Annotated in this window: 12 protein-coding genes; 4 read left to right on the top strand and 8 right to left on the bottom strand. The window is 34.8% G+C overall.

Features of this window, described 5'->3' with window-relative positions; all coding sequences use genetic code 11:
* Positions 1-29 precede the first annotated feature (29 nt).
* The 4 genes from rpoN to I5M07_RS12215 form a co-directional block, all read right to left on the bottom strand.
* The gene (rpoN, locus tag I5M07_RS12200) at positions 30-1,484 is read right to left on the bottom strand and encodes an RNA polymerase factor sigma-54 (RefSeq protein ID WP_200106726.1); all 1,455 of its coding nucleotides are present in this window, start codon (positions 1,482-1,484) and stop codon (positions 30-32) included.
* Between the two features lie 86 nt (positions 1,485-1,570).
* The gene (gene asnS, locus I5M07_RS12205; RefSeq protein WP_200106727.1) at positions 1,571-3,004 is read right to left on the bottom strand and encodes an asparagine--tRNA ligase; all 1,434 of its coding nucleotides are present in this window, start codon (positions 3,002-3,004) and stop codon (positions 1,571-1,573) included.
* Between the two features lie 202 nt (positions 3,005-3,206).
* Positions 3,207-4,034: a mechanosensitive ion channel family protein gene (locus tag I5M07_RS12210; protein ID WP_200106728.1), complete on the bottom strand. Its 828-nt coding sequence runs from the start codon at positions 4,032-4,034 to the stop codon at positions 3,207-3,209.
* 139 nt (positions 4,035-4,173) lie between these two features.
* On the bottom strand, positions 4,174-6,597 hold the full coding sequence (locus I5M07_RS12215; RefSeq protein ID WP_200106729.1) for an efflux RND transporter permease subunit: 2,424 nt from the start codon (positions 6,595-6,597) through the stop codon (positions 4,174-4,176).
* 196 nt (positions 6,598-6,793) lie between these two features.
* Between I5M07_RS12215 and I5M07_RS12220 the strand changes: the two genes are divergently transcribed.
* Both I5M07_RS12220 and I5M07_RS12225 read left to right on the top strand, forming a co-directional pair.
* A complete protein-coding gene (locus tag I5M07_RS12220) occupies positions 6,794-9,061 on the top strand; it encodes a cation:proton antiporter (protein WP_200106730.1) in 2,268 nt (755 codons plus the stop codon).
* A gap of 3 nt (positions 9,062-9,064) precedes the next feature.
* Complete coding sequence (locus I5M07_RS12225; protein ID WP_200106731.1) at positions 9,065-9,394, top strand: DMT family transporter; 330 nt, start codon at positions 9,065-9,067, stop codon at positions 9,392-9,394.
* A 79-nt stretch (positions 9,395-9,473) separates the two neighbouring features.
* Here the strand turns inward: I5M07_RS12225 and frr are convergent, their stop codons facing one another.
* Together frr and pyrH are read right to left on the bottom strand one after the other, a co-directional pair.
* Positions 9,474-10,037: a ribosome recycling factor gene (gene frr, locus I5M07_RS12230; RefSeq protein ID WP_200106732.1), complete on the bottom strand. Its 564-nt coding sequence runs from the start codon at positions 10,035-10,037 to the stop codon at positions 9,474-9,476.
* A 50-nt stretch (positions 10,038-10,087) separates the two neighbouring features.
* Positions 10,088-10,795: a UMP kinase gene (gene pyrH, locus I5M07_RS12235; RefSeq protein ID WP_200106733.1), complete on the bottom strand. Its 708-nt coding sequence runs from the start codon at positions 10,793-10,795 to the stop codon at positions 10,088-10,090.
* A gap of 164 nt (positions 10,796-10,959) precedes the next feature.
* Here pyrH and I5M07_RS12240 point away from each other — a divergent pair, with 164 nt between their 5' ends.
* Positions 10,960-11,571, top strand: a complete 612-nt coding sequence (locus tag I5M07_RS12240) for a thioredoxin family protein (protein ID WP_200106734.1) — start codon at positions 10,960-10,962, stop codon at positions 11,569-11,571.
* Positions 11,572-11,628: 57 nt separating this feature from the next.
* On the opposite strand, the gene rpmA is transcribed toward I5M07_RS12240, so the two are convergent.
* Positions 11,629-11,889 (bottom strand): 50S ribosomal protein L27, encoded by a 261-nt coding sequence (gene rpmA, locus I5M07_RS12245; protein WP_200106735.1) that lies wholly within the window; start codon positions 11,887-11,889, stop codon positions 11,629-11,631.
* 24 nt (positions 11,890-11,913) lie between these two features.
* Positions 11,914-12,345 carry a 50S ribosomal protein L21 gene (rplU, locus tag I5M07_RS12250; protein WP_200106736.1) on the bottom strand — a complete coding sequence of 144 codons (432 nt, stop codon included), beginning with the start codon at positions 12,343-12,345 and terminating at the stop codon, positions 11,914-11,916.
* A gap of 262 nt (positions 12,346-12,607) precedes the next feature.
* Here rplU and I5M07_RS12255 point away from each other — a divergent pair, with 262 nt between their 5' ends.
* The gene (locus I5M07_RS12255; protein ID WP_200106737.1) at positions 12,608-13,933 is read left to right on the top strand and encodes a M16 family metallopeptidase; all 1,326 of its coding nucleotides are present in this window, start codon (positions 12,608-12,610) and stop codon (positions 13,931-13,933) included.

Raw genomic sequence — 13,933 nt, forward strand, 5'->3', positions numbered from 1 at the left:
GACCTCCGAATAGGTGGTCTTTTTTATTATTAAATCTTCTTGCGCATTCGGGCAACCGGAATATCCAATTGTTCCCTGTATTTGGCAATGGTTCGTCGGGCAATAGGATAGCCTTTTTCTTTTAAAATTTCGGCCAATTGATCATCTGGAAGTGGCTTGCTTTTATCTTCTTCTTCGATGGTATTTTGAAGGATCTTTTTGATCTCCAAAGTCGAGACATCTTCTCCTTGATCGTTTTTCATAGCTTCCGAAAAAAACTCCTTAATAAGCTTTGTACCATAAGGCGTTTCAACATATTTACTGTTTGCTACCCTAGAAATGGTTGAAATATCCAAACCGACTAAATCAGCAATATCTTTCAATATCATCGGTTTTAACTTGGTTTCGTCACCATCCAAGAAATATTCTTCTTGATAATGCATAATGGCATTCATGGTTACAAATAAAGTCTCCTGGCGCTGTCTTATGGCATCTATAAACCATTTGGCCGAATCTAATTTTTGTTTGATGAATTGTACCGCTTCTTTTTGATCGGTCGATTTATCTTTAGAATCTTTATAGGTTTGCATCATTTCTTGATAATCTTTAGAAACATGCAAAGTAGGCGCATTACGTCCGTTAAGAGAAAGTTCTAATTCACCATCTACAATTCGAATTGCAAAGTCCGGAACCACATTTTCGGTAATCTTATTATTACCTGCAAAAGAGCCTCCTGGCTTAGGATTCAAGCGTTCAATTTCATGAATCGTTTTCTTTAATTGATCTGCTGAAATAGTATATTTTTGCTGCAATTTATCGTAATGCTTTTTGGTAAAAGCATCAAATTGGTTTTCGATAATATCGATGGCTAAATCTACCGCTTCAGTAGGTGTTTTATGTTTCAATTGCAAAAGCAAACATTCTTGCAAATCGCGCGCACCCACACCAGCCGGTTCTAATTCGTGCACTATATGCAAAATACGCTCAACCGTTTCTTCATCGGTATAAATTCCTTGCGTAAAGGCCAAATCATCTACAATATCAGGTACACTTCGTCGGATATAGCCCATATCATCAATACTTCCCACTAAAAATTCGGCAATTTCGCGATCGGCGTCTTCTAAAATAAAAGTATTCAATTGGTTGATTAAATCCTGATGAAAACTAATGGGCGCCGCATAGGGCATTTCACGATCTTCGTCGTCGCTATAATTGTTTACTTGAGTTTTGTAATCGGGTGTATCGTCATCGCTCAGATAATCATCAATATTAATATCGTCGGCCTCAATTCGATCGGAGTCTTCATAATCATCAAATTCTTCGTTAGCATATTCATCTGCTTCGTAATTATCCTCTGCTCCTGCTTCGAGAGCCGGATTTTCATTCATTTCTTCTAACAAACGTTGTTCAAAAGCTTGCGTAGGCAATTGAATTAACTTCATCAACTGTATTTGTTGCGGAGATAATTTTTGAGATAATTTTAAATTTAGAAATTGCTTTAGCATAAAAAAAATGACTGAGTTACTACGTGACTAAATCGGTGAGTAACTTTTACTGATGAATTATAATTATTTTACTTAGATTCTTTTTCCTAAAATTCTGCATTGCCAGGTGTTCTCGGAAACGGAATTACATCGCGAATATTGGTCATTCCGGTTACAAACAACACCAAACGCTCAAATCCTAATCCAAAACCAGAGTGAACTGCACTTCCAAAACGACGAGTATCCAAATACCACCATAACTCCTCTTCATCAATACCCAAGGCTTTCATTTTTTCGACTAACACCTCATAACGTTCTTCTCGTTGAGAGCCTCCAACAATTTCACCAATTCCTGGAAACAAAATATCCATAGCACGAACTGTTTTACCATCTTCATTCAAACGCATGTAAAATGCTTTAATATTGGCTGGATAATCATATAAAATCACCGGACATTTAAAGTGTTTTTCAACCAAATAACGTTCGTGTTCGGATTGCAAATCAGCTCCCCATTCTTCGATAATAAACTGAAATTTTTTCTTTTTATTGGGGGTCGAATTTTTCAAAATATCAATGGCTTCGGTATACGAAACGCGCTTAAAGTTATTATCCAGCACAAAATTCAGTTTTTCTAACAAACTCATTTCGCTTCGTTCGGCTTGTGGCTTGGATTTTTCTTCGTCTAACAAACGTGTTTCTAAAAACTTCAAATCATCTTGACATTTATCTAAAGTATATTTGATAACATATTGAATGAAGTCTTCGGCCAAATCCATGTTATCATCCAAATCATTAAAAGCCACTTCGGGTTCGATCATCCAAAACTCGGCTAAATGGCGAGAAGTATTCGAATTTTCTGCTCTAAAAGTAGGCCCGAAAGTATAAATTTGACCCAAGGCCATGGCAAAAGTTTCCCCTTCTAATTGTCCGGAAACCGTCAAATTGGTTTCTTTTCCAAAAAAATCTTCTTTATAATTTACTTCCCCCTCTTCTGTTCTTGGCGGATTATCAAAGGGTAAAGCGGTAACTTTAAACATTTCGCCAGCACCTTCAGCATCCGAACCGGTAATAATTGGTGTATTTACATAGACAAATCCTTTTTCGTGAAAATAATTATGAACAGCATACGACAATACCGAACGCACACGCATGATGGCACCGAAAGCATTGGTGCGTACACGTAAATGAGCATTTTCACGTAAAAATTCTAATGAATGTTTTTTAGGTTGCATAGGGAATTTCTCTGCATCCGAATCGCCCAAAATTTCCAGCTTTGCAACTTGAATTTCATATTTCTGGCCAGCTCCTTTACTTTCTACTAAAGTTCCGATTACCGAAATAGCAGCTCCCGTTGTAATTCGTTTTAAAGTTTCTTCTGGTGTATTTTCAAAATCGACTACACACTGAATATTATGAATGGTTGACCCATCGTTTAAAGCAATAAATTGATTGTTTCTAAAAGTCCTAACCCATCCCTTTGCATTTACATCTTGAAGAGTCGTGGCACTCTTTAGCAAGTCTTTAACTTTTGTGTGTTTCATTTTTATAAAAATCGATTTAAAAGTAGTTATTCAATCCATGCAAATATAAAGCATTTCTTTGTAATTGCCCGTATTTTAGGACTTCGTTAAACGGTTTCGTATCAAGAGAAACCATTATTTAAGATACTATTTATTCCGTTTAATTCAAAAAAAATCCTGCAAGGTTGATGCAGGATTTAAATTATTCAAAATAATACTCTGATTAGGCATTCTTAACATGAACATCCATTTGTGGAAATGGAATATTCAAATTATAATCGGCAAATTTGGTATAGACCTTTTCGTTCATTTCAAAAAAGACATTCCAATAATCTGTTCCATTTACCCAAACACGAACCACAAAATTAACCGAACTTCCTGCTAATTCCGATAATCCCATAAAGACTTCTGGATCTTTTAAAATTCGGTTATCGGCAGCGATAAAATCAGAAATAGCACGTTTAAAATCTTCAATATTATCGCCATAAGCAATTCCGAAAGTCCAATCCACTCGTCGTAAATCCTCTGCCGAATAATTGATTAAAGCACCTGTTGATAAAGGTCCATTGGGAATAATCACTAATTTTTTATCGGGTGTATTCAACATAGTCGAAAAAATATTAATTTCTTTTACAGTTCCGGTAAAACCCTGCGCTTCGATAAAATCACCTAATTTAAAAGGTTTCAAAATCAAAATAATAACACCACCCGCAAAATTTTGTAAAGTACCCGACAAAGCCATACCAACAGCCAGACCAGCAGCACCAATAATGGCTACAAACGAGGTCATTTCGATACCAATCATGCCCATTACCGTAATAATAACTAAAGCTTTAAGGGTAATGTTTGCCAAACTTTTCAAGAACGGAACTAACGATTGGTCGATTTTAGATTTTTCTAATGATTTTCCAACTGCTTTGGTAATGATTTTGGTTAACCATAACCCAATCACAAGAACTACAATTCCGCCCAGTAATTTTGGTGCGTATTCAATTCCGAGATTTATCATTTTTTCGAAGTAATTATTAACTTGATTGAATTCTTTCTCCATAGTAAAAATTAAATGTTTAAGTGAATTTGATAAAACGAAACTTGTTTTGAAAACAAAAAAACAATCCTGTTTTCCTTTTTAAGTTCTCAAATTTACAAAATTTGAATTTGCTCGAAAAACTACTGATTTAGAAAATCGCTTATTTTATGTCCGAATTTTCAGATTCTTCATCAGAATCACTCAAATCAGCTAACACATCTATGGTCGGTTTTACAAATTCTTGCTGATTTGCTATTTTTTTATTAAAAGTTAAAACCAAACAAGGCAATAACATTAAATTAGACAGCATTCCAAAAGCCAACGTAATGGCTATCAAACCTCCAAGCGCCACAGTACCGCCAAAATCGGATAACATGAAAACCGAAAATCCAGCAAATAAAACGACCGAAGTATAAAACATACTCACACCAGCTTCTTTTAAAGTAGCATAAACAGAACGTTTTATCTTCCAATTATTTCGAACCAATTCTTGACGGTATTGCGCTAAAAAATGGATCGTATCATCTACCGAAATACCAAATGCAATACTAAAAACCAAAATAGTCGACGGTTTTAACGGAATTCCGAAAAAACCCATTAATCCGCCGGTAATAACCAAGGGTAATAAATTCGGAATTAAAGAAACAATTACCATTTTAAAGGAACGAAATAAGAAAATCATCAACAAGGATATCAATAAAATAGCGAATAAAATCGAAGTCACTAAATTATCCAACAAATATTTTGTCCCTTTTTCAAAAACCAATGCTTTACCCGTTAGCACCACTTTATAACGATCTGCCGGAAAAACCGAATCAATTTTTGATTGCAATTTATCTTCAATAACCCCCATGTTTCCAGTGCCAATATCTTTCATGAAAGTTGTAATACGCGCAATTTGCCCAGTGCTATCCACGTAACTTTTCATGATGTTTTGGTCGGTATTTTTGCTGGTATTTTTAGCATAACTCAAAATAAACGACTGTTCTTGCGAAGTGGGCAATGCATAAAAATCGGGATTACCATTGTAATAAGCCTGTTTGGAATATTTAACCAAATTCAAAATTGAAATTGGTTTCGACAATTCAGGAATAGCTTCGATTGTTTCTTGCAATTGATTCATTTTTTTGAGCGTCGAAAGTTTCATCACGCCTTTTTTTCTTTTGGTATCAATGGTGATTTCCAAAGGCATAATACCATCAAACTCTTTTTCAAAGAATACGATGTCATTAAAAAAATCGGTTTTTTGAGGCATATCTTCAATCAAACTTCCCGATGTTTTAATCTTTAAAGCACCAATTGTTCCAACAGCAAAAATCAAAATTGCCACGGCGTACACATAACGTCGGTTGTAACGAACGGTATGCTCAATCCAGTCCATAAAAACCTTAGTATAATTTCGACTCAAATGCTCCAAATGCTTTTCTTTAGGAATAGGCTGGTAACTGTAATAAATCGGAATAGTTATCAAACACAAGAAAAACAAGGCCACAATACTTACTGAGGCCACAATTCCAAACTCTTTTAGCAAAACACTATTAGTGATTACAAAAGTGGCAAATCCGGCAGCTGTTGTCAAATTTGTCATTAAAGTGGCTGTCCCAACTTTGGTAATCACGCGTTGTAAAGCTCGGGCTTTATTACCATGAGCTTGATATTCTTGTTGGTATTTATTAGTAAGAAAAATACAATTCGGAATTCCGATTACAATAACCAATGACGGCACTAACGCAGTTAAAACGGTAATTTCGTAATGAAAAAGTCCTAAGAACCCAAAAGTCCACATTACACCAACAATTACGATTATCATCGAAATCAAAGTAGCGCGGAAAGATCGGAAGAAGAAAAAGAATATAAAAGAAGTAACAAACAAGGAAGCTCCCACAAATAAACTAATTTCGTCGGTAATACTTTTAGCATTTAATGTGCGCACATAAGGCATTCCCGAAACACGTAAATTAATTCCGGTTTCTTTTTCGAAAGCTTCAATTTTCGGAATAAAATCGTTAATAATATAATCTTTCCTATGAGCGGTATTAACAATTTTTTTATCCAAATAAATAGCCGAACGGATGGAACCACTTTTTTTATTGAAAAGCAATCCTTCGTAAAAAGGCATTTTGGTAAACAATTCTTCTTTAAGACTTTTTAAGTAAGCGTCATTATTCACTTTTGTTTGATTAACAAAAGGAACTAATTCGAAGGTTTGTAAGGAATCGTTTTTTTGTATTTTTTTTAAATCCGTAATCGAAACTACCAAATCAACCTCTTTTTGCGCTTTAAACGATTTCATCAATTTATCCCAAGCGGCAAAATTTTTAGGGGTATAAAAAGCATCATCTTTTACCCCAACTACTATCAAATTACCTTCTTCGCCAAATTCTTTTAAAAATTGATTGTATTCGTTGTTTATGGGATGATCATCTGGCAATAAATTGGCTTCGGTGAAAGAAAACTGAATGTTTTTCCATTGCAATCCAAAAAAAACGGTAAGTAAAACAATACCACTAATAATGGCAATTCGATTTTTTAAAACCAATCGTGCAACAAACTCCCAAAAGCCAACCTTTAATTTCTTTTTCATAATTTTTAAAATGGTTGCAAAGGTAATAAAACAGCCTTAAAAGCTTAGGTATAAGGCCATTTTTTATAAAAACATTAAGTTGCTCTTGCTTCGTATTTATTTACAATAAAATAATTGCTCAAAATGTAAAACGCATCATTCCTTTTTTCATATTTGCATTGTATTTGAGCGGGTATTCACACAAAATAAAAGTGGAATGAAAAAATATAAAAACGGCTTGTTTTACTTAGCCATTACCGGAGGTTTTACCTTTTTAATGTTTTTAATAATTCACAAAGGAAAATCGCTCGAACGCGGGAATACTAATTGGGATAAAACGCTACCACACAGCTCGTGGGAAGATTTTATTATTTTAATCCAGCACAATTTTAACCATCCACTTGCCATTCTTTTAGCACAAATAATTACCATCATTATTACAGCACGATTGTTTGGATGGGTTTTTAAAAAAATTGGACAACCTACCGTAATTGGCGAAATTATTGCCGGAATTGCGTTAGGTCCTTCCCTACTTGGGCTCTATTTTCCAGAATTTTTTGCTGAATTATTTCCCCTTGCCTCTTTAGGAAATTTGGAATTTTTAAGTCAAATTGGATTGATTCTCTTCATGTTTGTCATCGGAATGGAGTTGGATTTGAATGTTTTAAAAAACAAAGCCAACGATGCCATCGTAATTAGTCACGCCAGCATTGTCATTCCGTTTACACTCGGAATTGGATTGGCTTATTTTGTTTTTAACGATTTTGCTCCCGACGGAGTGAAATTCATCTCCTTCAGTCTTTTTATGGGAATTGCCATGAGCATTACGGCTTTTCCAGTTTTGGCACGCATTGGCCAAGAACGTGGCATACACAAAACCAAGCTCGGCGCAATTGTAATTACCTGCGCCGCAGCCGATGATATTACGGCTTGGTGTTTGTTAGCAGTCGTAATAGCAATTGTAAAAGCAGGGACTTTTGTGAGTGCATTATACGTTATCTTCTTGGCATTTTTGTACGTTTTAGTCATGCTATTTATGGTAAAACCGTTTTTAAAACGAATTGGCGATTTATACGGATCTAAGGATTCAATAGAAAAACCCGTAGTGGCTATTTTTGTACTCACCTTGATAATTTCTTCGTATTGTACCGAAGTTATCGGAATTCATGCTTTATTTGGCGCCTTTATGACGGGCGCTATCATGCCCAACATACCCAAATTCAGAACCATTTTTATCGAAAAAGTTGAAGATGTTGCGGTGATTTTATTATTACCCTTATTTTTTGTGTTTACAGGCTTAAAAACACAAATCGGATTGATAAACGACTCTTATTTAGGACTCGTTACGGTTATGATTATTCTTGTTGCCGTGATAGGTAAATTTTTCGGAAGTGCCTTCGCCGCTAAATTTGTCGGACAATCCTGGAAAGACAGTTTAACCATTGGCGCCTTAATGAACACACGTGGTTTAATGGAATTGGTGGTTTTGAATATTGGTTTAGAGTTAAAAGTCCTAACGCCAGAAGTTTTCACTATGATGGTGATTATGGCTTTGGTAACCACTTTTATGACAGGTCCTGCGCTTGATGGAATCAATTTCCTTTTCCGAAAAACCTCAAAAGTGGAAGAAATAGAAGTTGTACCCAATCAATACCGCATTTTAATTTCATTTGGAAATAACGAAAAAGGAAAATCTTTGCTTCGATTAGCACATAGTTTAGTCAAAAAACAGAAAAAAAATGCTACAATTGCGGCCATGCATTTGTCTTTAAGCGATGAAATGCATTCGTTCAACATTGATGATACCGAACGTACCAGCTTTATTCCTATTCTGGAAGAATCAAAATTATTACACCAACCTATCGAAACCATTTTTAAAGCCTCTATTGATTTGGAATCGGATATAGCCGAAACTGCGAATCAAGGTGATTACGACTTGCTCTTAATCGGACTTGGAAAATCTATTTTTGAAGGCACTATTTTAGGAAAAATGATTGGATTTACTACCCGAATCATCAATCCGGATCGGTTATTAGATAAATTTACAGGGAAAGAAGGGCTTTTTAAAAACTCTCCTTTTGACGAACGCACCCGTTGGATTATTTCGAAAACCAAAATGCCTCTAGGTATTTTAGTCGATAAAGATTTACAGCAAGTACATCAGGTTTTTATTCCTATTTTCACTCCAGAAGACACATTTTTATTGGATTACGCCCAAAAATTAATTTTCAATAACAATTCAAACATCGTAATTTTGGATGTAAACGGAAATGCAGATTCAAATTTTTTAATTCAAAGCACTATTCATTCGTTACAAACCAAACACCCGAAAAACATCATTTTAAGTAACGAAAGAATAATCAAAAAAGACTTTTTAATCCAACAAGATTTGATGATTATTAGCTTGGAAAGCTGGAAAAACCTTTTAGATTCGAGAAGCATTTGGCTAAGCAACGTGCCTTCTGTTTTAATTATAAAACCTTAAAAAATGAATTGGATTTTACTTGTCATTGCCGGATTATTTGAAGTCGGATTTGCCTCTTGCTTAGGCAAAGCGAAAGAATCAACGGGAATGATTGCCACGTACTGGATGATTGGATTTTTTGTTTGCTTGACCATCAGCATGGTGCTACTTTATAAAGCGACACAAACTTTACCTATTGGCACCGCTTATGCCGTTTGGACAGGCGTTGGAGCCGTTGGTACTGTTTTGGTGGGGATTTTCATTTTTAAAGAACCTGCTACTTTTTGGCGCATTTTCTTTTTAACTACTTTAATTGCCTCCATTATCGGACTCAAATTTGTGTCGAGTCATTAATACAACGCCACATTTCTCAACAAAAAAAATCCGTTTTGTAATGCTACAAAACGGATTTTTTTTAAGTGTAGAAACACACTTAAACCTTCATGATTTCTGCTTCTTTCAAAACCAAAAGCTCGTCAATTTTTTTAATATAAGTATTAGTTAGGTTTTGCACTTCTTCTTCAGCTCCTTTACAAACATCTTCAGAAGTTCCTTCTTTTTCTAATTTTTTAATATCGCTATTGGCATCTTTACGTGCATTTCGGATACTGATTTTAGCATCTTCTGCTTCCGCTTTAGCTTGTTTAGCCAAATCTTTACGACGTTCCTCTGTTAATGGCGGTACACTAATAATTACTACATCGCCATTATTCATTGGATTAAAACCTAAATTAGCGATCATAATAGCCTTTTCGATGGCTTGCAACATATTTTTTTCGAAAGGTTGCAACGTAATAGTTCGCGCATCGGGAATACTAATTTTAGAAACTTGATTTAACGGAGTTGAAGACCCGTAATAATCCACAAAAACACTTCCTAACATAGCAGGAGATGCTTTACCCGCGCGGATATTTAAAAAAGCTTTTTCTAAGTGCGAAACAGAATCAGCCATAGCTTCTTCGGTACTCTCTAATACAAAATCGATTTCTTCGTTCATACTTTTTACTTAATTTGTAGTTAACAAGCTCGTATTCAAACTTATTTTTATTAATTATCGACTACTGTTCCGACATTTTCACCTTGGCAAATTTTCAACAAATTACCTACTTTATTCATATCAAAAACCACTATCGGTAATTTATTTTCTTGACTCAATGTGAATGCCGTAGTATCCATTACATTTAAACCTTTCTTTAAAACATCTTCAAAAGAAATAGTTTCAAATTTGATAGCGTTACTGTTTTTTTCAGGATCACAATCGTACACACCGTCGACTCTAGTTCCTTTTAAAATTACATCAGCATTTATTTCGATACCTCTTAAAACAGCAGCTGTATCGGTTGTAAAATAAGGATTCCCAGTTCCAGCTCCGAAAATCACAATTCGGTTTTTCTCTAAATGGCGAACCGCTCTTCTTTTGATATAAGGCTCGGCTATCGATTCTATTTTAAGTGCTGTTTGCAAACGCGTTAACATACCGTGATCTTCTAAAGCACCTTGAAGTGCCATACCATTAATTACGGTGGCCAACATCCCCATATAATCACCTTGAACCCTATCCATACCCGAACTCACACCCGAAACACCTCTAAAAATATTTCCTCCTCCAATAACTATGGCAATTTCTACACCTTGATCATGAATTTGCTTAATTTCATTTGCATATTCAGCTAAGCGTTTAGGATCAATTCCATATTGCAAATCACCCATTAGGGCTTCACCGCTCAATTTCAGAAGAATTCTTTTGTATTTCATATGTAAGTCGCGTTTGTTTGTGCAAATATAGACATATTCTGATTTTCTGAAATAGCGATGACTAAATTTAATTAAAGCTTTTTTAACTGTAGTTTGGCGGTTACATTCTTATAATCTTTGATTTTTTTAGTAAATTTAGAAACCTAATTATTAAAATAGTCAACATGAACAGCACCGTAGCTAAATCTTTGTTTTCAAGTCACTCGTATGAAGAATACCGTAAAATCGTAACCGATTTATTAACCGAAGGAAAAACGAGCGGCAATGAACAATCTGAGGACTTAGTAAATTATAGCCGTTTAAATGAAAAAAGAATGGATCGTTTAGAAAAAACCATTCAAATTACACCTGAAACGCAAAAAGTTATAAAAAACCTCAAACACGATTATATTTGGTTGGTCATTTCGGAAGGTTGGTGTGGCGATGCAGCACAAATACTCCCTATCATTCACAAAATGGCCGAAATAGATTCTAAAAAAATTGATTTACGAATTGTATTTCGCGATGAAAACCTGGAATTAATGGACTATTTTCTAACCAATAAAGGAAGAGCTATACCTAAATTAATCATTATTAATAAAGCTACTGCTCAAGTGGAAAATCACTGGGGTCCCCGGCCAATTGGTGCTGCTGAATTAATTGCCTCTTACAAAAAACAAAACAGCAAATTTGATGAGACCATTAAAACGGAACTTCAATTATGGTATTTACACGATAAGGGATTAAGCACCCAAGCCGAAATTATTGAAACCATGCTTTTTGTAGAACGAAATTAAGCCAAACAAAAAGCCCATCGAAACCGATGGGCTTTTGTGTAAAATAAATCGTCGTTATTATGCTTCGAATGGAAGGATAGAAACGTATGATTTGTTATCTCTTTTCTTTTGGAACTTCACAATTCCATCAACTTTTGCATGTAAAGTATGATCTTTACTAATGTAAACGTTTTCACCTGGATTATGCTTAGAACCTCTTTGTCTTACGATGATGTTTCCAGCAATAGCAGCTTGACCTCCGTAAATCTTAACGCCTAAACGTTTCGATTCTGATTCTCTACCATTCTTCGAACTACCGACACCTTTCTTGTGAGCCATGATGTTTTAGTTTTAATATTGTTATTATTCTTTAGTATCTTCTTTTTTTGCTTTTGGAGCAGCTTTTTTTGCTTTTGGAGCAGCTTCTACCTCTTCAGTAGCTGGTTCAGCTGTTTTTTTAGCAACCGCTTTTTTAGCAGTACCTTTAGCAGAAATACCTTCAATTACAATTTGTGTAAGATATTGTCTGTGACCGTTTCTTTTTTTGTAACCTTTTCTTCTTTTCTTTTTGAAAACAATTACTTTATCACCTTTTAAGTGTTGTAACACTTTGGCTTCTACAGAAGCACCTTCTATAGCTGGGGCGCCTAAAGTTACGCTTCCGTTATCATCTACTAAAAGAACTTTATCAAAAGTAATTTTTGATCCTTCTTCGTTTGACAAACGATTCACATAAACCTTTAAGTCTTTGCTTACTTTAAATTGTTGCCCTGCTATCTCTACGATTGCGTACATATCAAATTGATTTATTAATTTTAAGGTTGCAAATATACAACTAAAAAATTACTCTGCAATTGTTAACTTAAAAATTATTACAAATCAAGTAAATTTAATGAATAACAGCTTTTTAAGTCTTTAAAAATAGACTTTAATTTTGTTAAAAATATCAGAAAAAACACCTCCAAAAAGCACTACACAACAAAAAAAAGTATTTTTGAGTAACACAAACCAATAAGCTACTACTTATAAAGTACTAAACTAATTTTATTAATCTTCTATGAAAAAAAAACTAATGGTTTTAGGCGCATCACTGTTGCTAGGTGGAGTTACATCGGCACAAAAAGTTACATTTGAAGAATATGATTTAGACAACGGATTACATGTTATTTTACACCAAGATTCTTCGGCTCCAGTTGTAATCACCTCTGTAATGTATCACGTTGGCTCAAAAGATGAAAATCCAGATCGCACTGGATTTGCCCACTTTTTTGAACACTTATTATTTGAAGGCACCGAAAATATAAAAAGAGGTGAATGGTTCAAAATTGTAACTGCCAACGGCGGCGTGAATAACGCCAACACTTCGGATGACCGCACTTATTACTACGAAGTTTTTCCTTCAAATAATTTGGAACTTGGTTTATGGATGGAATCGGAACGCTTGTTACACCCGATTATCAATCAAATTGGAGTAGACACACAAAATGAAGTCGTGAAAGAAGAAAAAAGAACACGCTACGACAACCGTCCTTATGGCAATATTTTTACTGTCGTAAAAGAAAAAATGTTCGAAGTACACCCTTACCGATGGACAACCATTGGCTCCATGAAAGATTTGGACGCCGCTACTTTGGATGAGTTTAAAGCCTTCAATAAAAAATTCTATATTCCTAATAATGCCGTATTAGTTGTTGCAGGTGATTTTGAAAAAAGCCAAGCAAAAGAATGGATTAAAAAATATTTTGGTATCATTCCTAAAGGCGAAAAAATCACCAAAAAAACCTATCTAGAAAAACCAATTACCGAAACCATAAAGGCCACTTACGAAGATCCAAATATTCAATTACCCATGTTGGTAACTGCCTACCGAACACCTTCTATGAAAACCAGAGACGCCCGTGTTTTGGATTTGATTTCGGCTTATTTAAGCAACGGTAAAAGCTCTAAGTTGTATAAAAAAATTGTAGACCAAGAGAAAAAAGCCCTTCAAATTGGCGCTTTTGGTTACAACCAAGAAGATTACAGCATGTATATTTTGTACGGAATTCCGATGGGAACGACTACATCAGCGGAGCTTTTAAAAGAAATAGATGAAGAAATTGTAAAAATTCAAACTGATTTAATCTCGGAAACGGACTATCAGAAACTTCAAAACAAATTCGACAACAACTATGTCAATGCCAATTCGAGCATAGAAGGAATTGCCGAAAATTTAGCTTCTTTTTACCTTTTATACGGTGACGTAAATTTGATTAATACTGAAATTGAAATGATCCATTCTATCACCAGAGAAGAAATTAGGGAGGTAGCTAAAAAATACTTAAACCCGAACCAACGCTTGGTTTTAGATTACGTACCAGCAAAAGCTAAATCCCAAAACTAA

The organism is Flavobacterium agrisoli (genome assembly GCF_016522065.1).
GTDB lineage: Bacteria > Bacteroidota > Bacteroidia > Flavobacteriales > Flavobacteriaceae > Flavobacterium > Flavobacterium agrisoli.

Excerpts from the sequence above, each read along its gene's own strand:
- rpoN (WP_200106726.1), bottom strand. The coding sequence starts at position 1,484 with ATGCTAAAGCAATTTCTAAATTTAAAATTATCTCAAAAATTATCTCCG.
- asnS (WP_200106727.1), bottom strand. The coding sequence starts at position 3,004 with ATGAAACACACAAAAGTTAAAGACTTGCTAAAGAGTGCCACGACTCTT.
- I5M07_RS12210 (WP_200106728.1), bottom strand. The coding sequence starts at position 4,034 with ATGGAGAAAGAATTCAATCAAGTTAATAATTACTTCGAAAAAATGATA.
- I5M07_RS12215 (WP_200106729.1), bottom strand. The coding sequence starts at position 6,597 with ATGAAAAAGAAATTAAAGGTTGGCTTTTGGGAGTTTGTTGCACGATTG.
- I5M07_RS12220 (WP_200106730.1), top strand. The coding sequence starts at position 6,794 with ATGAAAAAATATAAAAACGGCTTGTTTTACTTAGCCATTACCGGAGGT.
- I5M07_RS12225 (WP_200106731.1), top strand. The coding sequence starts at position 9,065 with ATGAATTGGATTTTACTTGTCATTGCCGGATTATTTGAAGTCGGATTT.
- frr (WP_200106732.1), bottom strand. The coding sequence starts at position 10,037 with ATGAACGAAGAAATCGATTTTGTATTAGAGAGTACCGAAGAAGCTATG.
- pyrH (WP_200106733.1), bottom strand. The coding sequence starts at position 10,795 with ATGAAATACAAAAGAATTCTTCTGAAATTGAGCGGTGAAGCCCTAATG.
- I5M07_RS12240 (WP_200106734.1), top strand. The coding sequence starts at position 10,960 with ATGAACAGCACCGTAGCTAAATCTTTGTTTTCAAGTCACTCGTATGAA.
- rpmA (WP_200106735.1), bottom strand. The coding sequence starts at position 11,889 with ATGGCTCACAAGAAAGGTGTCGGTAGTTCGAAGAATGGTAGAGAATCA.
- rplU (WP_200106736.1), bottom strand. The coding sequence starts at position 12,345 with ATGTACGCAATCGTAGAGATAGCAGGGCAACAATTTAAAGTAAGCAAA.
- I5M07_RS12255 (WP_200106737.1), top strand. The coding sequence starts at position 12,608 with ATGAAAAAAAAACTAATGGTTTTAGGCGCATCACTGTTGCTAGGTGGA.